This window comes from Nonomuraea sp. LPB2021202275-12-8 (genome assembly GCF_037044575.1).
GTDB lineage: Bacteria > Actinomycetota > Actinomycetes > Streptosporangiales > Streptosporangiaceae > Nonomuraea.
This window is the reverse complement of sequence record NZ_JBAHWD010000022.1, coordinates 63,100-85,916: the sequence shown is the minus strand read 5'-3', so window position 1 is coordinate 85,916 and position 22,817 is coordinate 63,100. Positions and strand designations below refer to the sequence as shown.

Genomic DNA, 22,817 nt, shown 5'->3' with positions numbered 1-22,817 from the left:
AGGATCCCGGCATGGCGGACAAGGATGGCGACGGCTGGACCGAGTGCATGCGCGGGCACCGGCACTGGGGGCTGCACGGCGCCTCCGGACTGCTGGCCGTGCACCACGACGACCTCGGCACACCGTACGTGCTCATGCAGAAACGGTCCTGGTGGAGCCACCACGGCGGCACCTGGGGACTGCCCGGCGGAGCCCGTGACAGCCACGAGGACGCCGTGGCGAGCGCGCTGCGCGAGGCCCGCGAGGAGGCCGCGCTCGGCGACGAGGGCCTGCGCGTCCAGGGCGTCTACCGCGACGACCACGGCGGGTGGGCGTTCGAGACGGTGATCGCCGAGTCTGCCGGGCTGCTGGCCGCCGTGTGCGCCAACGGCGAGAGCGACGAGCTGACCTGGCTGCCGCTGCCCGAGATCGCCGCCAAGGAGCTGCATCCGGGCTTCGCCGCGACCTGGGACGAGGTCCAGCGCGCGATCAACCCGGAGACCGTCGTGCTCGACGTGGCCAACATCATCGGCGCCCGCGCCGAGAAGGGCTGGTGGAACGACCGGCTCGGCGCGGCCACCCGGCTGCTGCGCTCCGTGGCGGAGCTCAGGCTGACGCACCCGACCCTGGCGCAGTGGTATCCGCGCATCGTGGCGGTGGTCGAGGGGGCCGCCAAGGGCGCGCCGGACATCCCCGGCATCCAGGTCGTCGCGGCGACAGGCAGCGGCGACGACGCGATCGTGGGCGTGGTGGGGAAGGCCAGGGCGTGGGAGCGGACGCTCGTCGTCACGGCCGACCGAGGGCTGAAGGAGCGGGTCACCGAACTCGGAGCCAAGACCGCCGGCCCCAAGTGGCTGCTGTCACAACTGGACGGGTAACACGCTGTCGAAGGCGGCCTTGAGCCCGGTCACGTCGAGCACCCGCCGGAAGACCCCGTGCACGCCGGTGAGCCGGAGCGACCCGCCGAGCGCGCCGACGTCACGCCGGTGCGCCACGAGCACCCACAGGCCGCTGGAGTCGCAGAAGGTCAACCGGCTCGCGTCGATGACGACGTCGAGCCGCCCCTCGGCCGACAGCGCGGTCAGGCACTCCCTGAACGCCGGAGCCGTGACCTTGTCGAGCTCGCCGTCCACGCGCACGACGGCGGCGGCCCCCTCGGCTCGTTCCACCTCGACGCTGAGATCCACCACCTGAACGTACACCGGCGTCACCGCAGCCGCTATCGTGGTTTCCGCACTGGAGGGTTCGCATAGTGGACGAGTGCAGCCGCCTTGAAAGCGGCCAGGTCAGCGATGGCCTCGTGGGTTCGAATCCCACACCCTCCGCTCACTCGCGGGTTCCCGCGAACCCGTCGCCGACGTAGGCCGCGAGCTGCAGATACGCCTCCCTGGTGGTCTCCTGCAGCCGGTCCAGGTCGATCTCCGCGCCCTCCTCCAGGTGGGGGTCGTACGGCACACGGATCACCGCACGGCACCTGGCGGCGAAATGGGCCTCCAGCTTTCTGATGTCCACCGCCGACTTCGAGCGCGGCCTGACGCTGCACAGCACCACGGTCGCCTCGCGCACCAGATGGCCGTAGTGGTGCGCCTCCAGCCAGTCGAGCGTGGCCGAGGCCGCCCGGGCGCCGTCCACCGACGGCGAGCTGACCAGCACGATCTGGTCGGCCAGGCCGAGCACCCCGCCCATGGCGGAGTGCAGCAGGCCGGTGCCGCAGTCGGTGATGCAGATCGAGTAGAAGTTCTCCAGCACCTGCGACACGGCCTGGAAGTCGGCGCCGCTGAACGCCTCCGACACCGACGGGTCGCGGTCGGAGGCGAGCACCTCCAGCCGCGACGGCGCCTGCGAGGTGAACGCCCTGATGTCGACGTACCGCTTGACCTGCTCGTGCTCGTTGAGCAGGTCGCGCACGGTCGCCGAGGTCTCGAGCACCAGCTTGTCCGACAGCGTGCCCCTGTCGGGGTTGGCGTCGATCGCGATGACGCGGTCGCCCCGCATGTGCGCGAGTGTGGCGCCCAGGCCGACCGTGGTCGTGGTCTTGCCGACCCCGCCCTTCAGGCTGAGTACGGCCACCCGGTGGTGACCCGCGGCGACCGGGGTGCGCGCCCTGGCCATCAGCTCGCGGCGACGCCTGACCTCCGGCGGCTCGCCCGGCTTGATCCAGCCACCCGACGCCTTGTAGACCAGGCGGCGCCAGCCCTTGGAGGGGGCGTTGCGGCGGCCGCGCAGGAGCGACTCGGGGTCGAGGCTGTCGGCGTTGGGCCGACCGGTGACCGGCGGGCGGGGCGGCGCGTTGAACACCGGAATGGGAGCCGGGCGGTGGCGCGGCTCCGCCGGGCGCTGGAACTCCGGCGACTGGCGGTGACGCGGCTCGGACGCCGGACGCGGCGACTCGTCGAAGGGCCGCGACGGCTCCCCGAAGGCATGTTGCGACTCGCCGAAGGCGCGCTGGGGCTCATCGGAAGGACGCCGGGACTCGGGCTGCGCGGGGGGCGCGGGCTCGGGCGCGGCCTCTGGCTCGGGCTCGTCGAAAGACCGCTTGGGGTCGTCGAAGAACCGCTGCGGCTCCTCGGCCGGGCGTATGGGCTCGTCGAACAGGCGCCTCGGCTCGTCGGCGGGGCGCTGGGGCCGGTCGAAAGCCTGCTGCGGCGTGTCGAAGGACCGGCGCGGCTCGTCGAAATGCCGCCGGGGCTCCTCGAAGACGCGCCTCGGCTCGTCGGCGGCAGGCTGCGTCTCGCCGAGCGGCTCCGCCTTCAGGTCCTTGGACAGTCGGAATATCTCCTGCGGCCCGGTGTCCTGATCGGCCTGGTCCTGCTTCTCCTGGGGCTCCCGCGACCACGCCGGGGGCAGGGGCCAGGGGATGTTCTCCTGCGTCTCCTGCTCGGGCTTGTCCTGCTCGGGCTTGTCCTGCTCGGGCAGGGACAGCAACGAGTAGGTGTCGGTGTCGTCGGGCCGCGGCAGCGGCTTGAGCGGCGCCAGGAACTCGTCGGCGGCCTTGCCCAGGCTCGTCGGCGGGGTGGTGGGCAGATCCTTGGCGACCGGCTCGGCCGGCTCGTCCTTGGCCGGCTCGTCCTTGACGGCGGCCTTGTCCAGCCACTCGCCGGCCTCGCTCTCGGCCTCGGGCAGTTCCCCGGCCGCCGCCGCGCCGTACACGGAGTCGACCGCGGCGCGGAACAGCGGCGGGGTCGGCGTGTCGTGCTGCGGGACCAACGACCACGGGTCCTTGGGGTACGGCGAGACCACAGAGTCGTCGGTCGAGGCTGACGAGGCGCTTACCCTGACCGGAGCTTCCTCCGTCTCCTTGATGGCGTCGAGCCAGGCCAGCTGTTCCTCGAGCGATTCTTCTCGATCGTGTCTTGCCACCGTGTTCCCCCTCGGGTGGGTCTAAAGGGGCAGCAAATTACAATGCAGATTAACGCCAAGGCTGCAGGGTGGCGCCGCCAACCCACAACTTCTTTGCCCCGTTACCGTGGTGTCATGCGAGCCATCGAGATCACCCGCAGCGGCGGGCCAGAGGTGTTGGAGTGGCGCGAGGTGCCGGATCCGCGCCCCGAGCGTGGCGAGGTCCTCATCGAGGTGACCGCCTCCGCGGTCAACCGGGCGGACGTGCACCAGCGGCAGGGCTTCTACGACCCACCCACCGGCGCGCCCCCTTACCCGGGGCTGGAGGTGTCCGGCGTGGTCGCCGAGGTCGGCTCGGACGTCGAGCAGTTCAAGGTCGGGGACGAGGTCTGCGCCCTGCTGGCGGGCGGCGGTTACGCTGAGCGCGTAGCCGTGCCGTGGCAGCAGGTGATGCCGGTGCCTCAGGGCGTGCGCCTGGTGGAGGCCGCCGGGCTGCCCGAGGTGGCGTGCACGGTCTGGTCCAACGTGTTCATGACCGCCCGGCTGCGCAGGGGCGAGACGCTGCTCGTGCACGGCGGGGCCAGCGGGATCGGCACGTTCGCGGTGCAGCTCGCCAAGGCGCTCGGCTCACGGGTGGTCACGACGGTCGGCTCGGCGGCGAAGGCGGAGCGGGTCAGGGAGCTCGGCGCGGACGAGGCCATCGACTACCACCAGGAGGACTTCGCGGACAAGGTCCAGGCCGACGTCATCCTGGACATCATCGGCGCCAAGTACCTGGCCGGAAACGTCCGGGCGCTGCGCACCGGCGGGCGGCTGGTGGTCATCGGGCTGCAGGGCGGCCGCAAGGCCGAGCTCGACCTGGGCGCGCTGCTGACCAAACGCGCCGCGGTGTACGGCACCACGCTGCGCTCGCGGCCCGTCGACGAGAAGGGAGCCATCGCCCGCAGCGTCGTCGACAACGTGTGGCCGCTGGTCAGCGCCGGTGCGGTGCGTCCTGTGGTGTACGCCGAGGTGCCGATGGCGCAGGCGGCCGAAGCTCACGAAATGGTGGATTCCGGCGAGCACATCGGGAAGATCCTGCTAGTACGGTGAGACGTATGAATGCTGAGGACAACAACACCCCCCACATCGTGGTGGTGGGTCCTGACTTCCAAGGTCAGGGCGATAACGGCGAGGACGAGCGATCGGTCACCAACCTGGTCGAGCAGCCCGCCAAGGTGATGCGCATCGGCAGCATGATCAGGCAGCTTCTGGAGGAGGTCCGCGCGGCTCCTCTCGACGAGGCCAGCCGCAAGCGGCTGAAGGAGATCCACGAGTCCTCCATCAAGGAGCTCGAGGACGGCCTCGCCCCCGAGCTGGTCGAGGAGCTGGAGCGGCTGTCGCTGCCCTTCACCGAGGAGAACGGCGCGCCTCCGAGCGACGCTGAGCTGCGCATCGCGCACGCCCAGCTCGTGGGATGGCTGGAGGGGCTGTTCCACGGCATCCAGACCACGCTGTTCGCGCAGCAGATGGCGGCCAGGGCGCAGCTCGAGCAGATGCGCAGGGCGCTGCCCGGCGTGCCGCACACCGAGGAGGCGCACCGGCCTCCCGGCGGCTCCGGCCCCTACCTGTAAAGCTCTTCGAGCACCCGCGCGACACCGTCGTCGTCGTTGGCCGCGGTCACATGATCGACCGCCGCCAGCACGCCGGGGTGCGCGTTGGCGACCGCGTAGGACGTGCCTGCCCAGCTCAGCATGGGCAGGTCGTTCGGCATGTCGCCGAACGCCACCACCTGTGATGGTTTGATCTCGTGCCGTCCGGCCAGCGTGGCCAGGGCGGTCGCCTTGGTGACCCCGCGGGCGCTCATCTCGATCAGGCCCCTCCCGCTGGAGTGCGTGGCGGTCACCAGATGGCCCACGAGGCCGTGGACGGTCGCGTGCAGCTCGTCGGGGCCCATCGCGGGATGCAGGGCCAGCAGCTTGGCGCACGGCCGCGAGGTGAGCGTCTCCCGGATCGGCCTCGCGCCGCCCTTGGCCGTACGGTCCCAGCTGCCGAGCCGGAAATCGGACTCATGCGCAAAGCCACCTTCGTACTCGACCGAAAAGGCGAGTTCGGGCACGTTCGCTCGAAGCTGAGCGACGACTTCCCCGAGCACCTGTACGTCGATGAGGTGAGATTCGACTATCCGTTCGGTGTGCAGATCGTAGATCAGGGCGCCGTTGGCGCAGATGGCCACTCCGCGGTGACGCAGCGCGCCTGCCACAGCGCCCATCCACCGAGGTGGGCGGCCTGTGACGAAGACCAGCATGGCTCCGGAATCTTCGACTCTGGCGAACGCAGCGGCCGTGCGGGGAGAGACCGTTCCGTCGGTGCGCAGCGCGGTGCCGTCCAGGTCGGTGGCCACAAGGCGGGGTGCGGGAAGGCTGTGCATAACACGTTCCAGTTTGCCTGCTGATGCCGTCGGCCAGAAATCTTCCTAGGGAGAGGAACACCAACGCGCCAGAATGGTGTTAGATGTGGTGGCGTTGTATTAGCTGATCCCGTAGTGAAAACCAGCATGACTTTGTCTGAGCCACCCCGGGGTGCTTGCTGTACGACACACCGGGATCCACGAGGTGTGGGTCCCATAGATTCACATCCTGAGGGAGAGCTTTTATGGCTCAGGGAACCGTCAAGTGGTTCAACGCTGAGAAGGGCTTCGGCTTCATCGCCCCGGACGGCGGTGCGCCGGACGTGTTCGTGCACTTCTCCGAGATCGTCGGCAACGGCTACCGCAGCCTTGAAGACGGCCAGCGGGTCGAGTTCGAGATCACGCAGGGCCAGAAGGGGCCGCAGGCCTCCCAGGTCCGCGCTATCTGACCTGTAACAGCGAGACAGGCCGGGGTTCGCTTCCAGCGGACTCCGGCCTTTCGCGTTTCGTTCGCCTTTTTTAGGACATCCTGTCTCGTATTGACCGGGGTTGTTACGAGTGTGACTCGATTCACACGCTCCGTGAACCCGTCGGGTATTGGCGCCATCAAGCCATATATGAGATACGCGTGGTTATGCCACCCTGCAACCGTGCTCTCGGTGGCCGTGCTGTTACTCAACGACCACTTGCTCAAACACGCCTGGCCCGGACTCGTCACCGGCAAGCTCAGTGATGTGGCCGGCCTGGTCGTCGCGCCGCCTCTGTTGGCGCTCCTTCTGTGCCGCAGAGCGGACCTGGCCGCCACCATCCTGACGGGTGCGCTCTTCACGCTCGTGAAATCCACGGAGATGGGCGCGGAGGCCGCCTCCCATGCCTGGACCGCCCTGGCGGGCCCGTCGCGCGTCGTGGCCGATTACACGGACCTGCTGGCCCTGCCGGCGCTCGGGCTCGCGTGGTGGATACGGCAGCGCAGCCTCCGGCCGGATCCACGGCGCCTGCGGGTGATCGCCACGGTGCCGCTGGCCGTACTCGCCGTGACGGCCACCTCCGCCCACCCCGGGCACCCCACTGCCGAGACCGTCGAGGTGCACCGGGGGTCCATCGTGGTCACCGGCCGCTTCGGGCCCGACCTGGTCTCCGATGACGGCGGGCAGACCTGGACCACCGGTTCCGTCCTCCCCGCGAGCCGCGAGCGCGGACCGGAGCAGAGGGCGGCCTGCGTGCCGAAGGACCCGGAACGCTGCTACTCGATCGTCGACGGCCTGATGAGGGTCATGCAGTCCGACGACGGCGGCAAGACGTGGACCGTCTCCTGGGAGGTGCCTCCCGCAGGGGTGGAGACGCTGGAGAGCACCCTGGCGGCGGCCCGGTCCTACGGCCCGATCCGTTCGAACTCCCTGGCCGTCCAGCCCAGAGCCGGAGGCGGGCACGTGGTGGTCGTGGCCAACGGCCGCGACGGCGTGGCCGTGCGCGACGTGGCCGGCACGTGGCGCCGGCTCGGCTTCGGCGACGGGGACCTGCTGTCGGAGTCCGGGGCGGTGCCGCTGGACCGGCCCCTCGACGCCGGCGGCGCGATGTGGATCGCCGCGCTGGCCGCCCTGTGGACCGTGCTCGCGGGCCTGGCCGTCCAGGCGGTGCGACGGCCCCGGCGCGCGCGGCCGGCCCTCATCGTCGTCCAGGGCGGCGTCGGGGCGGTGATGCTGGCGCCGTGGCCGGCTCACCAACTGGAGGGGCTCTTCTGGCTGACCGGAGCGGCCCTCCTGGTCACCGCGGTGATCGTGGCGACCTCGCTCGTCCCCGACGCCCGGATCGGCTCGCGCGGGGTCGTCAACGCGCTGGCGGCCGGGGTGCTGGTGGGGCTCGGCCTGGCCGTGCCGTTCAGGGCCTGGAGCGAGGGCTGGATCGACTACGGCGCCTCGCTGGCGCTGGGGCTGACGCTCGGGCTGGGGACCGCGATCGGAGGGCTCGTGGCGCTGCGGAGGAGCGCACGCCTCCGGGTGGAGGACGTACGCACCCCGCCACACACGTGACGGACCGATCCCTACTTGACGGGCTCCAGCACGTCGAGGCCCACGAAGGGGCGCAGCGCCTCGGGGACCACGACCGAGCCGTCGGCCTGCTGGTGGTTCTCCAGGATCGCGACGATCCAGCGGGTGGTGGCCAGCGTGCCGTTGAGCGTGGCCAGGTGCTGGGGCTTGCCGTCCTTGTCCCGGAACCGGACGGCGAGCCTGCGCGCCTGGAACTCGGTGCAGTTGGAGGTGGACGTCAGCTCGCGGTAGCGGCCCTGGGTGGGGATCCACGCCTCGCAGTCAAACTTGCGGGCCGCCGACATGCCGAGGTCGCCGGCCGCCGTGTCGATGATGCGGTAAGGCACCTCGATCTTGGCCAGCATCTCCCGCTCGTAGGAGAGCAGCCGCTGGTGCTCCTCGTGGGCGTCCTCGGGACGCACGTAGGAGAACATCTCCACCTTGTCGAACTGGTGGACGCGGATGATGCCCCTGGTGTCCTTGCCGTAGGAGCCCGCCTCGCGGCGGAAGCACGACGACCAGCCGGCGTAGCGCAGCGGCAGCTCGTCACCGCCGAGGATCTCCTGGGCGTGATAGCCCGCCAGCGACACCTCCGAGGTGCCGACCAGGTAGAGGTCGTCGTCGGGCAGGCGGTAGATCTCCTTGTCGTGGGCCACGTGGAAGCCGGTGCCCTGCATGGTCTCCGGCTTGACCAGCACCGGCGTGATCATCGGGATGAACCCGCGCTCGATCGCGTGCTGCATGGCCATGTTGAGCAGGCCGAGCTGCAGCCGGGCGCCCACGCCCTTGAGGAAGAAGAACCGCGAGCCGGACACCTTGGCGCCCCGCTCCATGTCGATGGCGTCGAGCCGCTCGCCCAGCTCCAGATGGTCCCTGGGCTCGAAGTCGAACACGCGCGGCTCGCCATGGGTCTCGAGCACCACGTAGTCGTCCTCGCCGCCGGGAGGCGCACCCTCCTCGACGATGTTGGGCACCCCCTGGAGCAGCCCGTCGAGCTCCGCGGCCAGCTTTTCGGCCTCGCCCTCGGCGGACTTGACCTGCGAGGCGAGGTCCTTGGCCCGCTGGAGCAGCGCGGCCTTCTCCTCGCCCTGCGCCCTGGAGACCGACTTGCCCAGACTCTTCTGCTCCGCGCGCATGGTCTCGAACGAGGTCAGCGCTGAGCGGCGGCGCTCGTCGAGCGCGAGCAGCGTGTCGACGACGGAGTCGTCCTCGCCGCGGGCACGCTGCGACGCCCGTAGCCGGTCGGGATCCTCACGAAGGGTACGCAGGTCAATCACAAGGAAAGGCTACCGGCGCGCGCCCGCCACCCGCTCCTGGATTAGAGCTGTCCGGCCCGGATCCTGGCCAGCCACCGCCCGGCCTCGGCGAACTCGGGGTCGGCCGTCCCCCTCTTGATCTGGGGAGCGACGCCGTCGGCCCGCGGATAACTGCCGAGGAAGCGCACCTCGCCGCAGATGCGATGCAGGCCGGAAATCGCCTCTCCGACCCGCGCGTCGGCCACGTGGCCCTCGAAGTCGAAGTGGAAGAAGTAGCGGCCGATGCCGTTGCCGGTGGGCCGCGACTCGATCCGGCTCAGGTTGACGCCGCGCACCGAGAACTCCGTCAGCATCTCCAGCAGCGCGCCCGGATGGTCGTCGGCGAGGAAGACGACCAGCGTGGTCCGGTCGGACCCGGTCGGGTCCGGCAGCGCGCCCGGCCTGCTCACCCTGACGAACCTGGTCACGGTGTCGGACCGGTCGCCGATGTCGCCGGCCAGCTCCACCAGGCCGTAGTGCTCGCCCGCGATGCGGGCGGCGATCGCCGCGTCGTACGGCGAGCCCGGCAGCGAGACCTCCTGGGCCGCCGCCGCCGTCGACGGCGCGGACACCACCACCGCGTCGGGCAGCTCGCGGGCGGTGAACGCGCGGCACTGGGTGATGGCCGCGGGATGGGTGTAGACGCGCTTGATGTGCACGATCTCGGTGCCGGGCCTGGCCAGCAGCGAGAACCGCACCGGCAGCAGCAGCTCGGCGGTGATCATCAGCGGCTCGCCCCAGGCGAACTCGTCGAGGGTGGTGGTGATCCCGCCCTCGAGGGAGTTCTCCAGCGGCACGACCGCGCCATCGGCCTCCCCGGTCCTCACAGCGTTGAGCGCGGCTGTGACGGTGGCGCAGGGCAGGCGCTCGGCGCCGGGCTCGAGGAGCCTCAGAGCCTCTTCGGTGAAGGTGCCCTCCGGTCCGAGATACGCGAGTCTGGGCATGGTCAAAGGGTATCCGCCGGTTGACGTGCGGCGTCGGGCTTTACGATCTCCGTGCGGTCCCTTCTCGGCAGCCAGTAGGCCAGAAGCCAGACCAGGGCCAGCGCCCCCAGCCCGAAGCCGTTCTGCACGATCTTGCCGAGGACGGGGCTGACGAGCGGTATCTCGGCCGCCTTCAGCGCCACCCCCCACCACGGCACCGGCACCACGTAGTAGAGCCACACCCCGGCGGCCACCCGCAGCCTTACCGGGTCCCGCCCGTCGCCCACGATCGCGCCCAGCACCACGACCACCCAGGCCAGGTGGTGGATCCAGGCGACCGGCGAGAGCAGCACCGCCATCAGTCCCACGAGCGCGACGGCCCTCAGCGGGTCCCTGGCCAGATAGGCGTCCCGTGCGCCGCGGAACCCGTACCAGGCGACCACCGCCACCAGGGCCAGCCAGAGCACAGACGTCAGCGTGTCGGGCATGTAGAGGCGGATGAGCATGCCGCGGATCGACTGGTTGGTGGTGGCCGCGTTCGCGCCCAGCCGCTCTGAGTCGAGCAGCGCCCCGAACCAGAAGTCCGCCGCGTCCTGCGGCACCACCGCGAACGGCAGCAAGGTGAGCAGCGCCGTCACGAACGACGCCATGAACAGGGTCCGCCACTGCCGCGTCACCAGCAGATAGATGAGGAAGACGCCCGGTGTGAGCTTCACCGCGGTGGCCAGCCCGATCAGGAACCCGCGTGGCCACCACGGCCGCTTCGCCACGCAGTCGGCCAGGCAGAGCGCCACCAGCAGGATGTCCACCTGCCCGAACCGCACCTGATCCCGGATCGGCATGAGATAGGCGCACGCGACCATCAGGAACGCGAACACCCACGGCGCGTACCGCCCGAGCACCCGCCTGAACGAGAACCCCACGGCCACGCCCAACGCCACGAAGACGCCCGCCGTCCACACCCACTGCGCGGTCCCCCACGACATCTCCGCCAGCAGCATCGCCAGCATCGCCGCGATCGGCGGATAGGTGAACGGCAGCAACTGCGGGGCAGGGGTGAAGTAGTCGTAGACCGGCCGACCCTCAAGCAGCATCTGACCGCCGGTACGGTAAACGTCGAGGTCCACGAGGCGCTGGTCGTCCGGATTGGTCAGCCACTGCTGCACCAGTGGCGTCACCGCCGCGGCGACGACCAGCACCGCCACGGCCCACGCCCACCACTGCCGCCGCTTCTCCGGCGCCTCGACACTCGTCACGGTGTGGCACGTTACCGTGGCTGTTGTTTGTCGAGCGCGCCAACACTGGGGGTTCAGCACATGCCGCGATCCACCTTCGGCGCGCCCGTCCCCCCTCACAGCCTCACCCGCGCCCGGCGCGGCGCGCACCCCGTGCGGCGGAGCTCGGCGCGACACGTACCGCGCACCGTCGCGGCGATGCTCCTGAGCATGGTGCTCCTGAGCATGGTGCTCCTGAGCATGGCGCTCCTGGCCCTCCTCGCCCCGAGCCCGGCGGCCGCCACCTCAGCGCAGGGCCGCGTGGCCCTCGTCGGCGTGCCCGGCCTCGAGTGGAGCGACATCCACCAGTCCCGCACCCCGAACCTCTGGAAGCTCGCCACCCAGGGCGGCTCCGCCTCGATGTCCACCCGGGCCGTGCCGCCTCCGGACCGCGGCATCACCTGCCCTGTCGCCGGCTGGCTCACGGTGTCGGCGGGTCAGCGAGCCGGCACGGCGGGCAGGGGCTGCCCGCCCGTCCCGTCCCCGCGGCCCGACGGCGAGGGTGCTGTGATCCCGGGCTGGCCCGGCCTGGTCGCCCACCAGTCCACCACCGGCTACGCCGCGCAATTGGGCACGCTCGCCCAGACCATCACCGACGCCGGGGGGAGGGTCGCCGCGATCGGGCCCGGGGCCGCACTGGCCGCAGCCGACAAGACCGGAAAAGTCACCAGATACGTCGACACCCCGGAGTCCCTGGGCGACCCGGCCCCCTACAACCTGATCGTCATGGACGCGCCCGACCTGGCCGCCGCCTGGGCCGGCCGGCCCCTGGACGAGTACGGGGTCCCGACCCCCATGCCACCGGCCGCCCGTCAAGCGGCCGTCACCGAAGCCGACCGCCGTATCGGCGCCCTCCTCACCACCCTCCCCACCGGCACGACGATCCTGATAGCCGGCATCTCGGACGTCACCCCGAGCGCCCACCTCCACGTGGCGATCGCCACCGGCCCGTCCCCCACCGGCGGGCCGTACCTGCGCGGCCACCTCACCGCGACCTCCACCCGTCAGGACGCCCTGGTCACCCTCGCGGACCTGACCGCCACCACGATCCAGCTGACCGGCGCCGAGCCGGCGCCCCAGGTCGTCGGCCGCCCCTGGCAGTCCACCGACGCCGACCGTGCCCCGGCCCCGGACGCGGACATCGTCACCGAACTGGCGGACGCCGACCTGGCCAGCCAGGTGCTGCGCGAGGTCCGCGGCCCGTTCTTCGCCGTGTTCGTAACGGTCCAGCTCCTCTTCTACGCCTTCGCCGCCGTCGCCCTGCGCCGCCGTGCCCGTCCCGGCCGGACGGCTCCAGCCGGTGCGCCCGCCACGAACACGCCCCCCGACGCCGTACAGACCAGCACATCCCCGCACCCGGAAGACCCCTCACCCCCGAGCAACGGATCCGGACCAGGGGCGCCCAGCGCACACGCCGCATCCGACGTGGCGAGCGCCTCCCGGCTGCTGGTCGCCGTGCAGGTCGTCTCGGTGGTGAGCGGCGCCATCGCCGTCTCCACGTTCCTCGCCCAACTGGTGCCCTGGTGGAGCCTGCCCGCGCCGATGACCGCCTTGATCGTCACCATCCTGGTCATCGCCGGTCTCATCACCGTCCTTGCCTTCGCCGGCCCGTGGCGTGCGCACGTGCTGGGCCCGCTGACCGTGGTCGCGGCCGTCACCTCGCTCGCCATGCTCATCGACGTGATGACCGGCTCCACCCTCCAGGTGAACGCCGTCTCCGGCTACGAACCCGTCACCGGAGGCCGCTTCTACGGCTTCAGCAACATCGCGTTCGCCATCTACGCCACCGGCACCATCCTGGGCCTGGCCGGGATCGCCCAGTGGCTGATCGGCAGGGGCACGTCGAGATCCGTGACGCTGCTGGTGTGTGTCGGCTACGGCGGGCTGGCGGTGTTCGCAGACGGATGGCCCTCCTGGGGCGCGGACTTCGGCGGGGTGCCCGCGTTCGTGGTCGGGTTGGCCGTCTTCCTGATCCTGCTCGCCGGCCGCCGCGTGTCGCTGGTGAAGCTGCTGCTGGTGGGCCTGGCAGGGGGCGCGCTCATCAGCGCCATCGCGCTTTTCGACTGGCTGCGGCCGGCCGCCCAGCGCACCCACCTGGGCACCTTCGTGCAACAGGTCATCGACGGCCAGGCGCTGACGGTCATAGCCCGAAAGTTCGGTGCGATGGTCGGTGTGACCGTCGGGAACTGGTCACTGACCCTCCTCTCACTGGTCGCGCTGGCCTTCCTCTTCCTGGTGCTCAACCGGCCCTCCCGCTGGGGAGCCTCGGCGCTCGGCCAGACCTACGCGCTCGCCCCCACCCTCCGCGCGGGCCTGATCGGCGCTCTGACCTGCACCTTCATCGGCTTCCTCATGAACGACTCGGGCATCGCCATCCCAGCCATGGCCCTCACGGTGGCGGTGCCGCTGACACTGGCGTCGTGCGTACGCGCCCTGCAGCTCGCCAAGCCCACCACACCAGAGCCACCGTCAGCGCCAGCAGCGCCCACGGGGCAAGCTGACTCCGTACGACGGTCCTGAGCCATTCGAGCTCCGGCGGCTGCCCGGCGATGCGGGCGGGAAGATAGGCCAGCGACAGCACGAGCAGGTGGGCGACCATGAAGCGGTCCACAGTGGACGCGGCGACCAGGGCCAGCAACCCGAACGCGAGCCCGTCATACCAGGGCAGCACATACGGCGAGGCGAACAGGTAGGCGACGACCAGGACCAGAGCCACGACCGTCGCCTCGTCCCCACCTCCAGGTGCTGTGGGCGCCACTCGGCCGCCAGGCGATTCTCCGGATCTCGGGACGGCCTGGGCAGGCGGCGGTGACGTGGATGCGAGGGTCACGCGGCGGGCGGCGGCCCCGTTGATCACGCCCTGCCGCATCCTGCTCACCGCGCCGCTCACCGTGCCGGCCTCGCTCACCGGCTGTCCGGGATCCGGGAGCCGGTGCGTGAGGGCCCGGCGGCGGGAGGTCAGGCGGAAGAGTGACCACGCCACTAGGCCGAGCACGAGCAGGGAGCCGATCTGGATCTCGCCTCGGTAGGCGCTGCCGGTGCCGACCAGCGACTGCAGCCAGCCCTGGACGAGCTTCCAGAACGAGGCATTGGAGACGGACTTGCTCGTCCGGGTGAGAGGGGCGAACGCCTCCGGCCCGACGACGGCGTAGCCGGCGGCCACCACCGCGAGGGCAACCCCGGCCATCAAAGCCAGACGGGCGGGACGGCGGCGCAGCTCCCAGGCAGGACCCAGGGCCACCAACCCGGCGTTGAGCTTCAGGGCGACGCCCAGGCCGAGCAGTGCTCCTCCGGCCGCTGGACGAGCTCTGGCCAGCAAGGCTGCCACCATGCAGGCGATGGCGAGGGTGTCCACATGCATGCCCGCGACGAGCTGGTAGAGCAGCAGCGGATTGGCCGTCCACAGCAGGGCCGCCCGCGTCCGCCTGGCCGGGTCGGCTCTGGTGAAGCGGTCTATGAGCAGGCCGGTCGCGATGAACGCGACGACGTTGACCAGGGCAAGGACGAAGATGGTGAGCCGGAGCGAGTCACCGCCGACCCAGCTGGCCAAGGCCTGGACGGCGGTGGCCACGGGACCGTAGACGCTGGGCTCCTCGCGCCACGGATCCTCGACGGCGCCGGCGATCGGGTCACCGGGCAGGTCGTGCGCGCCCTGGGTGTAAGGATCGAGGCCCAGGGTGACCATGCGCCCGTAGGCGGCGTAGTTGAGATGGTCGCCCGAGCCCGCCGGTGGCAGGAACGTCAGCAGCCCGGCGGCCAGGCTGCCGAAGAGCACGAGCATGCGGGGCAGGTGGACGGCTCTGACCGCCGCCGCGGGCAGGGCCGTCAGGGCCGCCAGAAGCCCGAGACCACCGAGGACGAGTGCGGCGGCGGCCAGGGCGACCACCAGATAGGGGTGCGGATGGACGTCCAGCGAGTAGGGCGGATGCCCGCCAGGACCGCCTAGAGCCGGGATCATGGCTGACGGGCCGAGCAGACCGATGGTGATCGTCAGCAGGATCGAGGCGGCGATCGACACCGTGGCCGGCCCCGCGAGCCTGCCTGGAAGCCTGTCGCTCCGCGTCTCGGAAGTCACCCGCAAATTCCAGCACACTCCCCGCACGAGTTCGGCCGTCGATCCCCAGCCTGTGGATAACTCGGGAGCCTGTGGATAACTCGGGCGGGCAGTCACGACACGGTCGGGCCGATGGACGAGCCCAAGGGGAGCGTCCCAGAACGCCAGAGCCCGCCGAGCCGCTGCTCTGGCGACCCTCGTCGGAGGTGAGGGGCGGGGACGGCCGCCGAGACGGCCCGCGACCGATCCCCCGACGGCGAACGAGCCGACAGACGCCCGCCCGGTCCTGCGAGTGGGCGGCGAGGCCGTCAGCGCCTGTGGCGCAGCTTGGCGAGGTTCTCGGTGACCAGCGGCTCGCGGGTGGCCAGTGCCAGTGCCACGTCCCGCAGCTGCTTGGCCCGGTGCAGCTGGGCTCGCCAGTCGGTCCCGGTGGCCCGATGGGCCATGTCGACGTCGACTTCGGCGATGCGGTAGCCCTTGCGGAGCAGGTCGATGGTGAGGGCCGTCTCCACGCCGAAGCCGTGGGCCAGGGGGCGGGCGGCTTCGAAGGCGTCCCGGGTGAGGCAGCGCTGGCCGTTGAGCGGCTGGGCCGCCTGGAAGCCGGTGGCCCTGCGGATGCCGTCTCTGGACACGCGGACCACCATGCCGTGGCCGCCCAGCTTCACCCTGGTCGAGAAGACCGCGATGGTCATGTCGGCTTCGCCGGCACGGACCGGGTCGACTAACGGCGCCGCGGCCTGGGCGGTGTCTCCCAGGTCGGCGTCCAGGAAGAGCAGGTGGCGCGGGGTGCCGGCGTCCAGGAGCCGGACGGCCTCGGCGCCGCTCTCCATGGCTGCGGCCTTGCCGCGGTTGCGGCTGTGACGCACGACCCTGGCTCCCGCCGCCCGCGCGACCCTGCCCGTCTGGTCGGTCGAGCCGTCGTCGACGACCACGACGAGGTCGACGCCGGGCAGGGCGAGGGCGGACTCGACCGTGAGGCCGATGCGGTCGGCCTCGTTCTTGGCCGGGATGACGACCGCCGTGTCCTTCGTGACGTGGTCGGGTGTCATGAGCCCTCGGCGATGAGGAACTCCTGCGGCACCTCGTCGTGCACGGTGAACACCGAGTCGAGGCCGGTGACCTGCAGGATCTTGCGCACGGCGGGGCGCGGGGCGGCGACGTCGAGCGCGCCTCCCTGCTCCTTCATCCGTTTGAGTGCTGAGAGCAGCACATTCATCCCCGTGGAGTCACAGAAATCCACGGCGGACATGTCGATGACCACACGGCTGGGCCCTTCCTGCAGCAGGCGAGTGAACTCGGACTGCAGGTGGGGTGCCGTATAGAGGTCTATTTCACCGGTGATCGCAACGAGTGCATGGCCGGCATGTGATCGAGTCGAGACCTTGAGCTCCACATGGGCAGGCTAGCGGCGAGATGGCCTCGGGTCACGTTGTCACGCCGATAGGGAGACGACCGGTATGAAGCAGCGAGGCGAAACGACCGGTTCTTGGCCTGACCTCGTGACACTTTTTGTCGGCAGGGGCCCGGAGTCGCGCTGAGTCACCGATCCGGTGACGAGAGTCCCCGTTTCGGCTCCACGGAGACGGAGAGTACGCGAAGCTTGACACTGTGACACCGGCGTGGCCGGAACGGGGGCAGGTCCGGCACCTCCGCGTCCGATCACCACTTCACACAGGAGGAGGGGCTGGGCGAGATCCGTGGGCCCGATCACCGATGAACACAGACCAAGCCGAAGATCCTCAGCGCCAGAGGCTCCGCGAGCAGCTGGAGGCCATTTTCATCCGCACGGAGAAAGCCGCGCCATGGCATGACGAGGCCGCGCGCCTGCGTGGCCTGGTGAACCACGAGGGCTTCGTCCCCGTCCGCACCAGGCTGGCGAGCGAGGACCTCGACTTCCTCGCCGGCGCGCGCGACGACCTGCTCAGGTTCTCCGAGCTCGGGCTGCGGCTGCTGGACCTTCACCAGCCGCGCGACGCGGGGGGCATCACCAGCGACGCCGCGCATCCGATCCTGCGGTGCCGGAGCTGCATGTGGCGCTGGCCCTGCCCGACTTTCCGGGCGATGTCGGAGTCGTTCGGGACACCCCAGGACTCCATCCTCCCGGAGTCGGCCTGACGTCAGCCGCGGAGCCGGCCTGACGGCGCCTCACCCGAGTGGCCGGCGCCGACCAACGGCAACCGGATCTCGAACCTGCACCCGGGCCCGTCGTTGACCACGCCGATCACCCCGTCATGCGCCTCCACGATGCCCTGGGCGATCGCCAGACCGAGCCCGGCCCCGCCGTCCGCCGTCGGGGTCCGGGCCGCCTCTCCTCTGAACGCCACGTCGAACACCCGCGGCAGGTCCTCCTCAGGAATCCCGCCGCAGCTGTCGGAGACCGACAGGCACGCCATGCCCGCGTCCACCCGCGTACGCAGCACGACCGACCGGTCCGACGGCGTGTGCTTGATCGCGTTGATCACCAGGTTGCGCAGCGCGCGCCCGAGCGCGCCCGCGTCGGCCTCCACAGGCACCGTGTCCGTCGCGTCGGCCGTCAGGAGCACGCCCTTGGCCCTGGCCAGCGGCTCGGCCCCGGCGAGGGTGTCGGCGACGAGGTCCGACAGCCCGATCCTGGCCCGCGAGAGCCGCAGCGCGCCCGCGTGGATCCTGGACAGCTCGAACAGGTCGTCCACCATGGCCGACAGGCGCTCCACCTCCAGCTTGATCTGGCCGTGGTAGCGGCCGACCGTCTCCGGGTCGGACACCACCCCGTCCTCCAGCGCCTCGGCCATCGCGCGCATCCCGGCCAGCGGGGTGCGCAGGTCGTGGCTGACCCAGGCGACGAGCTCGCGCCGCGCCCCTTCGAGGGCACGTTCGCGCGCGTACGCCTCCTCCAGCGTGTTGGCGATCGTCCGCAGCTCGGCCGGCAGACCTTGGGGCGCGGTGAACGGCAGCTCCCCCACGGCGGCGACCAGCCGCCTGCTCTCCCCCACCACCCGCCTGGCCAGCACGAACGCGACGCCCAGCCCGACCAGGCCGCCCACGGCCACGACGCTGAGCACGATGTCCCGCGCCGGGCCCTCGATGATCATCCGCATGGTGATCGCCACCACGCCCGCCAGGGTCGCGACCACGGCGACCACCACCACGACCGCGAGCATCACCCCGATCGACCGGGTTCGCAGCAGCCACATCACCCCGATGCCCAGGGCCGCCACCAGGAGCCCGAGCCCGGCGGTGACGGCGACGATCATGCCGAGGTCGTCCATCGCCGCCGCCAGGTGCGGGGTCATCCCACGCTCTCCAGAGGTTCGTACCGGTATCCGACTCCCCATACCGTGACGATCCTTCGTGGCTCGGTGGGGTCCGGCTCGATCTTCTCGCGCAGCCGCCTGACGTGCACGGTCACGGTGGAGGAGTCGCCGAACGACCACCCCCAGACCTGGTCGAGCAGCGCGGACCTGCTGAACGCCTGCCTCGGGTTGCGCATCAGGTAGGCCAGCAGGTCGAACTCGCGGGCGGTGAGCATCACCTCGGCGTCGCCCAGTCGCACCTCGTGCGCGCCCACGTCCACCACCAGGTCGTCGTCGCGCAGCACCCCGGTGCCCCCGGTGACGGAGGCGCCGCGAGCGCGGCGCAGCACCGACTGCACCCGCAGTGCCAGCTCGCGCGGGCTGAACGGCTTGGTCACATAGTCGTCGGCGCCGGTCTCCAGGCCGACCACCCGGTCGATCTCCTCGCCCAGCGCGGTCAGCATGATCACCGGCACCGGCCAGCGTTCCCTGAGCTTCCTGCACACCTGCAGCCCGTCGATCTTGGGCAGCATCAGGTCGAGCACCATCAGGTCCGGTGGCTCGGCCAGCGCCCGGCGCAGCGCCTCGGCGCCGTCCCCCACACACTCCACCTCGTGCCCGTCCCGCTCCAGATAGCGGGCGACCACCTCGGACACGGTGGGGTCGTCGTCCACGACCAGGATGCGGGTAGCCACAACTTCACGGTACGGCTCGGCCACGTGCGACCTACACCCACGTCATCGGTTCGTAAGGCTCGCAGATCCAACTGGCAGGACGTACGGTTGCCTCATGAGTCGAGTAGTCATGCTCGTGTTGGGTGCCCTTCTGGCGCTCTTCGTGCTGTTCAACTTCATCCTGCCCATGGTTCTCGGGCTGCTGAAGATCGCGCTCATCATCGGGGTGGTGGCTCTGTTCGTCTTCATCGCGGTCACCCTGGTCGGTAAGTCGTCCTCTTCCCGGTGACGCTTTTCCTGTTCGACCCCTGGCTCATCGCCGTCACGATGATGGCGGTCCTGCTGCTGGCCTCATGGGCGGCCAGGCTGCTGCCCGTCGTCGGTGGTGAGCCGACCGGCTTTCCGCTGGTCTACGCGCGACGCACGGCCTTCCTGCGCCAGCGCGACCCTGACGCGGCAGGACGGCCGCGACCACGAGCCCCATCATCGCGCCCCGCTTCCGGTTGAGCGGGGCTCGAAAACTCGAGCCCTGATTCCGCTTCTCTGAGTGAGATGGGCTCATGATCGATTCTCTTGTCACCTTCGTCATCGGCATGTCCGGCGGCAACGCCGCTCTCGCCATCGTGCTGTTCACCCTGGCCGTGCGGCTCCTGCTGCTGCCGCTGGGCATCCGGCAGGCCCGCAGCGGGCGGATCAGGGAGCGGCTGGCGCCCAGGCTGCGCACCCTGCAGAAGAAGTACGGGCGCGATCCGCAGCGCCTGGCCAAGGAGACGTCCGCGCTGTATGCCGCCGAGGGCAGCTCTCCGTTCGCGGGGATCCTGCCGGGGCTGGCGCAGCTTCCCTTCATGTGGCTGGTGTACCGGGTCGCCACGCATCCGACCGCGCTGGCCGGCCATGACCTCTTCGGCGCTCCTCTGGGTCAGCAGGTCGCGAGCGTGATCGCTCATTACGGTCTGGTCAGTCTGCCCGTTTCGGTCTTCGCTTTGGTGCTCGTGCTCCTGGTCGTGGTGGCCTGGCTGACCTCACGCAAAATCTCCTCCACGCTGACCGAAGAGCAGCCGGAGTTCATGCGCAGGATCATGCCGCTGCTGCCGTACGGCTCGGTGCTCGCAGCCGCGGTGCTCCCCCTGGCCGCGGGGCTCTATCTGCTGGTCTCCACGGCCTGGACGGCCGGCGAGCGGGCGGTGCTGGCTAGCCGGCCTCTCTGAGTGCGTGGACCTGCCCGTTCACCGATCCATGGGGGGCGGGCAGTATCGCCCACACCGTCGTCATGTCACCGTCGTGGCGCACTCCCCAGCTCTCCGCGACGTACTCGACGATGCCGAGCCCGCGCCCGCCCAGCGAGGACAGGGTGGGCCGGCCCGCGCGCGGCTCCGTGGCCGCGCCCCCGTCGCTCACGGCGACCTCAATGTGATCATCGCTGCGCATCCATGAGACCTTCACCATGCCCGAAGGCAACGGATGCGCGTGCCTCAGCGCGTTGCTCAGCAGCTCGCTCACCACGAGGACGGCATCGTCGATCGCGGTGGTGAACACCCCGCAATCCTGCAGGTCAGTGCTCAGACGCTGGCGGGCAACGGCGACGCTGGACGGCGCGTACGGCAGTAGCACGACGCTTGACACACCCACCTCCCCGCTCCCAGTGCCCCCCGCGGGAACACTCCCCGGTACGACCGAAATGCCCCGTTACTCGATCCCAGAAACCGCATCTCGATCACAGCTTGTACACATCGGACGATAGATCAGCTCAACCGTGACCACCTCGTTACCGCATCGGTGTGTCGGATCCGATAGTGGAAGAGCACCTCAGAACGAGCCTCATCCGGGTGCCCCCGCCAGGCCGTGGATGGGCGCTCACGTCGCCGCCCTGAGCCCTGGCCAGGCTGCGCACGATGTAGAGGCCGAGGCCGACGCCACCGAACCTCCTGCGGTCGCCGCTGTCGACCTGGACGAAGCGTTCGAAGACCCGCTCGCGGTCCGGCCGCGCGATGCCGACGCCCTCGTCGTCCACGACCACGATCACCCTGCCGTCCTCCGGCCACGCGGCCACCCGGATCAGCCCGCCTTTGGGCGAATACTTGAAGGCGTTCTCCAGCAGCTGCCCGAGAACGATGTCGGTGGCGAGCGCGTCGCCCATCACCTTCGGCAGCCCGACGGCGATGCTCACCTCGACCCGGTGCTTGTCCGACAGCACCGGCAGCCCGAGCGTCGCCGCGTGCACGCGCTCGGCCAGGTCGAAGGGCTCGTCCCTGACCAGCTGCTCCTCCCCGCCCGCCCGGGCGCCGAGCAGCAGATGGTCCATGAGCTGCCCGAGCGATCTGGAGCGCTCGGCGATCGTGTGCACGGCCGATCGCCGCTCGGCGTCGCTCAGCTTGTCCCAGCGAGTGTCCAGGGTGCTGGCGAAGCCGCGCACGATCGTGATCGGGGTGCGCAGCTCGTGGCTGGTCGTGGCCAGGAACAGGTCCTTGGCCTCCTCCAGCTCCTTGGCCGCGGTCACGTCACGGAAGTCGACGACCAGCTCGCCGGTCTCCACGATCTGCGCGCTGACCACATCGAGCCAGCGTCCCGTTTCGAGGTGGAAGGTGAGCTTCTCGCCGGGAGCGGGGAGCGGGAACGGCGGCGGCTTGCCGATCACCGCCTCCGCGGAGACGGAGGTGAGCTCGGCCGCCGCGGGGTTCCATCTGAGCACCCGGCCCTCGCCGTCGAGCACCGCGATGCCGTCGGCGCTGGCGTCGAACACCGCCCGCTCGTGCGCCCGCTGCCGCACCGCGTCCTGGTAGGCCACCGCGTTCCCGACCGCGATGCCCGCATGGCCCGCGAGCAGCTCCAGCAGCTCCAGCTCCAGATGACCCGGCTTGCGCTTGGCGAACAGCGCGTAGAGGGCGCCGTACGGGCGCCCGCCGACCGCGGCGAGTCCCAGCGCGATCGTGTGCAGCCCCTTGAGCTCGGCCCACACCAGGTCGTCGAGCCCCCGCGACTCCAGCATGACGGTCTTGCCGGTGCGCAGCAGCTTGCCCACCAGGCTGGTGTGCAGGTCCGTGGTGGTGCCCAGGATCGCGCAGGGGAGCTGGTAGGTGCTGACCAGCCGCAGCCGCTCCTCGTCGATGAGCACGAACCCGCCCGCGTCGGCGCCGGTGAGCTCCGTGAGGCTCGCCGTGATCCGTTCGAGCACGGCGGGCAGATCCAGCTCGGCGTTGATGTCGCCCACCACGTCGGTGAGCCGGCGCACCAGCCGTGCCCTGCGCGCCACTCGGTTCTTGGCCGCGTGGTCCACCTCGACGAGGTGGTAGACGCAGACGTATCCCGTCACCGCGCTGCCCGTCAGCAGCGCGCTGATGTCGACCCGCACGTCGAGCAGGCCGCCGTCGCCGCGCACCCGCTTGGTGCGCAGCGAGACCTGGTCTCCGGTGCGCACCCGCTCCAGCACGGCGTGGTGCTCGGCGGTCAGCTCCTCCGGCACGATAGGCGCCCTGCGACCCAGCATGTCCCCGGCCGTCCAGCCGAAGAGCCGCTCCGCCGCCGCGTTCCAGACCAGGACGGTCTGGTCCCTGTCGAAGGCCACGACGGCGTTGGGCGAGCTGTCGAGCACAG

General features: G+C 70.6%; 22 protein-coding genes, 1 tRNA gene and 1 pseudogene. 11 read left to right on the top strand and 13 right to left on the bottom strand.

The annotated features are described in order from the left end of the window. Nucleotides 1–11 precede the first annotated feature (11 nt). Nucleotides 12–857: an NUDIX domain-containing protein gene (locus V5E28_RS32200; RefSeq protein ID WP_336212541.1), complete on the top strand. Its 846-nt coding sequence runs from the start codon at nucleotides 12–14 to the stop codon at nucleotides 855–857. On the opposite strand, the gene V5E28_RS32195 is transcribed toward V5E28_RS32200, so the two are convergent. Then, complete coding sequence (locus V5E28_RS32195) at nucleotides 840–1,181, bottom strand: STAS domain-containing protein (RefSeq protein ID WP_336212540.1); 342 nt, start codon at nucleotides 1,179–1,181, stop codon at nucleotides 840–842. The genes V5E28_RS32200 and V5E28_RS32195 overlap by 18 nt on opposite strands. A 36-nt stretch (nucleotides 1,182–1,217) precedes the next feature. Here V5E28_RS32195 and V5E28_RS32190 point away from each other — a divergent pair. After that, a tRNA-Ser gene (locus V5E28_RS32190) sits at nucleotides 1,218–1,304 on the top strand. Between the two features lies 1 nt (nucleotide 1,305). Here the strand turns inward: V5E28_RS32190 and V5E28_RS32185 are convergent. Continuing rightward, nucleotides 1,306–3,339 carry a MinD/ParA family ATP-binding protein gene (locus V5E28_RS32185; protein WP_336212538.1) on the bottom strand — a complete coding sequence of 678 codons (2,034 nt, stop codon included), beginning with the start codon at nucleotides 3,337–3,339 and terminating at the stop codon, nucleotides 1,306–1,308. A gap of 114 nt (nucleotides 3,340–3,453) precedes the next feature. Here V5E28_RS32185 and V5E28_RS32180 point away from each other — a divergent pair, with 114 nt between their 5' ends. Both V5E28_RS32180 and V5E28_RS32175 read left to right on the top strand, forming a co-directional pair. Further along, nucleotides 3,454–4,410: an NAD(P)H-quinone oxidoreductase gene (locus V5E28_RS32180; protein WP_336212536.1), complete on the top strand. Its 957-nt coding sequence runs from the start codon at nucleotides 3,454–3,456 to the stop codon at nucleotides 4,408–4,410. A gap of 5 nt (nucleotides 4,411–4,415) precedes the next feature. Continuing rightward, entirely contained in the window at nucleotides 4,416–4,931 is a 516-nt protein-coding gene (locus V5E28_RS32175) for a bacterial proteasome activator family protein (protein WP_336212534.1), read from the top strand. Here the strand turns inward: V5E28_RS32175 and V5E28_RS32170 are convergent. After that, complete coding sequence (locus V5E28_RS32170) at nucleotides 4,922–5,728, bottom strand: HAD family hydrolase (protein ID WP_336212533.1); 807 nt, start codon at nucleotides 5,726–5,728, stop codon at nucleotides 4,922–4,924. The genes V5E28_RS32175 and V5E28_RS32170 overlap by 10 nt on opposite strands. 224 nt (nucleotides 5,729–5,952) lie before the next feature. Here V5E28_RS32170 and V5E28_RS32165 point away from each other — a divergent pair, with 224 nt between their 5' ends. Then, nucleotides 5,953–6,156, top strand: a complete 204-nt coding sequence (locus V5E28_RS32165; RefSeq protein ID WP_043619750.1) for a cold-shock protein — start codon at nucleotides 5,953–5,955, stop codon at nucleotides 6,154–6,156. 201 nt (nucleotides 6,157–6,357) lie between these two features. Next, complete coding sequence (locus V5E28_RS32160; RefSeq protein WP_336212526.1) at nucleotides 6,358–7,737, top strand: sialidase family protein; 1,380 nt, start codon at nucleotides 6,358–6,360, stop codon at nucleotides 7,735–7,737. An 11-nt stretch (nucleotides 7,738–7,748) separates the two neighbouring features. On the opposite strand, the gene serS is transcribed toward V5E28_RS32160, so the two are convergent. From serS to V5E28_RS32145, 3 genes are read right to left on the bottom strand one after another with little or no spacing between them, the layout of a single operon-like run. After that, complete coding sequence (serS, locus tag V5E28_RS32155) at nucleotides 7,749–9,011, bottom strand: serine--tRNA ligase (RefSeq protein WP_336212524.1); 1,263 nt, start codon at nucleotides 9,009–9,011, stop codon at nucleotides 7,749–7,751. 41 nt (nucleotides 9,012–9,052) lie between these two features. Continuing rightward, nucleotides 9,053–9,973: a prephenate dehydratase gene (pheA, locus tag V5E28_RS32150; protein ID WP_336212522.1), complete on the bottom strand. Its 921-nt coding sequence runs from the start codon at nucleotides 9,971–9,973 to the stop codon at nucleotides 9,053–9,055. A gap of 2 nt (nucleotides 9,974–9,975) precedes the next feature. After that, nucleotides 9,976–11,208, bottom strand: a complete 1,233-nt coding sequence (locus V5E28_RS32145) for a glycosyltransferase 87 family protein (RefSeq protein ID WP_336212521.1) — start codon at nucleotides 11,206–11,208, stop codon at nucleotides 9,976–9,978. 60 nt (nucleotides 11,209–11,268) lie between these two features. Here V5E28_RS32145 and V5E28_RS32140 point away from each other — a divergent pair, with 60 nt between their 5' ends. After that, nucleotides 11,269–13,746, top strand: a complete 2,478-nt coding sequence (locus V5E28_RS32140; protein WP_336212519.1) for a hypothetical protein — start codon at nucleotides 11,269–11,271, stop codon at nucleotides 13,744–13,746. A gap of 430 nt (nucleotides 13,747–14,176) precedes the next feature. On the opposite strand, the pseudogene mptB reads toward V5E28_RS32140, so the two are convergent. From mptB to V5E28_RS32125, 3 genes and pseudogenes are all read right to left on the bottom strand, one after another. Continuing rightward, a pseudogene (gene mptB / locus V5E28_RS32135) lies at nucleotides 14,177–15,007 on the bottom strand (polyprenol phosphomannose-dependent alpha 1,6 mannosyltransferase MptB); the annotation flags it as partial. Between the two features lie 581 nt (nucleotides 15,008–15,588). Beyond that, a complete protein-coding gene (locus tag V5E28_RS32130; RefSeq protein ID WP_336212518.1) occupies nucleotides 15,589–16,329 on the bottom strand; it encodes a glycosyltransferase family 2 protein in 741 nt (246 codons plus the stop codon). Next, nucleotides 16,326–16,673: an STAS domain-containing protein gene (locus V5E28_RS32125; protein WP_189127379.1), complete on the bottom strand. Its 348-nt coding sequence runs from the start codon at nucleotides 16,671–16,673 to the stop codon at nucleotides 16,326–16,328. The genes V5E28_RS32130 and V5E28_RS32125 overlap by 4 nt, the downstream gene beginning before the upstream one ends. 320 nt (nucleotides 16,674–16,993) lie before the next feature. Between V5E28_RS32125 and V5E28_RS32120 the strand changes: the two genes are divergently transcribed. Next, entirely contained in the window at nucleotides 16,994–17,395 is a 402-nt protein-coding gene (locus V5E28_RS32120) for a hypothetical protein (RefSeq protein ID WP_336212515.1), read from the top strand. A 2-nt stretch (nucleotides 17,396–17,397) separates the two neighbouring features. Here the strand turns inward: V5E28_RS32120 and V5E28_RS32115 are convergent, their stop codons facing one another. Beyond that, a complete protein-coding gene (locus V5E28_RS32115; protein WP_336212514.1) occupies nucleotides 17,398–18,552 on the bottom strand; it encodes a sensor histidine kinase in 1,155 nt (384 codons plus the stop codon). Further along, nucleotides 18,549–19,247 carry a response regulator transcription factor gene (locus V5E28_RS32110; RefSeq protein ID WP_336212513.1) on the bottom strand — a complete coding sequence of 233 codons (699 nt, stop codon included), beginning with the start codon at nucleotides 19,245–19,247 and terminating at the stop codon, nucleotides 18,549–18,551. Before V5E28_RS32110 ends, V5E28_RS32115 begins: the two co-directional genes overlap by 4 nt. 94 nt (nucleotides 19,248–19,341) lie before the next feature. Here V5E28_RS32110 and V5E28_RS32105 point away from each other — a divergent pair, with 94 nt between their 5' ends. From V5E28_RS32105 to V5E28_RS32095, 3 genes are read left to right on the top strand one after another with little or no spacing between them, the layout of a single operon-like run. Further along, on the top strand, nucleotides 19,342–19,515 hold the full coding sequence (locus tag V5E28_RS32105; RefSeq protein ID WP_336212511.1) for a hypothetical protein: 174 nt from the start codon (nucleotides 19,342–19,344) through the stop codon (nucleotides 19,513–19,515). Further along, a complete protein-coding gene (locus V5E28_RS32100) occupies nucleotides 19,512–19,733 on the top strand; it encodes a DUF6412 domain-containing protein (protein WP_336212509.1) in 222 nt (73 codons plus the stop codon). The genes V5E28_RS32105 and V5E28_RS32100 overlap by 4 nt, the downstream gene beginning before the upstream one ends. Nucleotides 19,734–19,786: 53 nt before the next feature. Next, entirely contained in the window at nucleotides 19,787–20,434 is a 648-nt protein-coding gene (locus tag V5E28_RS32095) for a YidC/Oxa1 family membrane protein insertase (RefSeq protein WP_336212508.1), read from the top strand. Here V5E28_RS32095 and V5E28_RS32090 read toward each other — a convergent pair. After that, complete coding sequence (locus V5E28_RS32090; protein ID WP_336212506.1) at nucleotides 20,418–20,849, bottom strand: ATP-binding protein; 432 nt, start codon at nucleotides 20,847–20,849, stop codon at nucleotides 20,418–20,420. The genes V5E28_RS32095 and V5E28_RS32090 overlap by 17 nt on opposite strands. Before the next feature lie 142 nt (nucleotides 20,850–20,991). Continuing rightward, the gene (locus tag V5E28_RS32085; protein WP_336212504.1) at nucleotides 20,992–22,815 is read right to left on the bottom strand and encodes a PAS domain S-box protein; all 1,824 of its coding nucleotides are present in this window, start codon (nucleotides 22,813–22,815) and stop codon (nucleotides 20,992–20,994) included. Nucleotides 22,816–22,817: the final 2 nt, after the last annotated feature.

What these genes read in the sequence shown, in the direction of transcription:
- V5E28_RS32200 (WP_336212541.1), top strand. Translation starts at nt 12, where the DNA reads ATGGCGGACAAGGATGGCGACGGCTGGACCGAGTGCATGCGCGGGCAC.
- V5E28_RS32180 (WP_336212536.1), top strand. Translation starts at nt 3,454, where the DNA reads ATGCGAGCCATCGAGATCACCCGCAGCGGCGGGCCAGAGGTGTTGGAG.
- V5E28_RS32175 (WP_336212534.1), top strand. Translation starts at nt 4,416, where the DNA reads ATGAATGCTGAGGACAACAACACCCCCCACATCGTGGTGGTGGGTCCT.
- V5E28_RS32170 (WP_336212533.1), bottom strand. Translation starts at nt 5,728, where the DNA reads ATGCACAGCCTTCCCGCACCCCGCCTTGTGGCCACCGACCTGGACGGC.
- V5E28_RS32165 (WP_043619750.1), top strand. Translation starts at nt 5,953, where the DNA reads ATGGCTCAGGGAACCGTCAAGTGGTTCAACGCTGAGAAGGGCTTCGGC.
- pheA (WP_336212522.1), bottom strand. Translation starts at nt 9,973, where the DNA reads ATGCCCAGACTCGCGTATCTCGGACCGGAGGGCACCTTCACCGAAGAG.
- V5E28_RS32140 (WP_336212519.1), top strand. Translation starts at nt 11,269, where the DNA reads ATGCCGCGATCCACCTTCGGCGCGCCCGTCCCCCCTCACAGCCTCACC.
- V5E28_RS32130 (WP_336212518.1), bottom strand. Translation starts at nt 16,329, where the DNA reads ATGACACCCGACCACGTCACGAAGGACACGGCGGTCGTCATCCCGGCC.
- V5E28_RS32120 (WP_336212515.1), top strand. Translation starts at nt 16,994, where the DNA reads ATGAACACAGACCAAGCCGAAGATCCTCAGCGCCAGAGGCTCCGCGAG.
- V5E28_RS32115 (WP_336212514.1), bottom strand. Translation starts at nt 18,552, where the DNA reads ATGACCCCGCACCTGGCGGCGGCGATGGACGACCTCGGCATGATCGTC.
- V5E28_RS32105 (WP_336212511.1), top strand. Translation starts at nt 19,342, where the DNA reads ATGAGTCGAGTAGTCATGCTCGTGTTGGGTGCCCTTCTGGCGCTCTTC.
- V5E28_RS32095 (WP_336212508.1), top strand. Translation starts at nt 19,787, where the DNA reads ATGATCGATTCTCTTGTCACCTTCGTCATCGGCATGTCCGGCGGCAAC.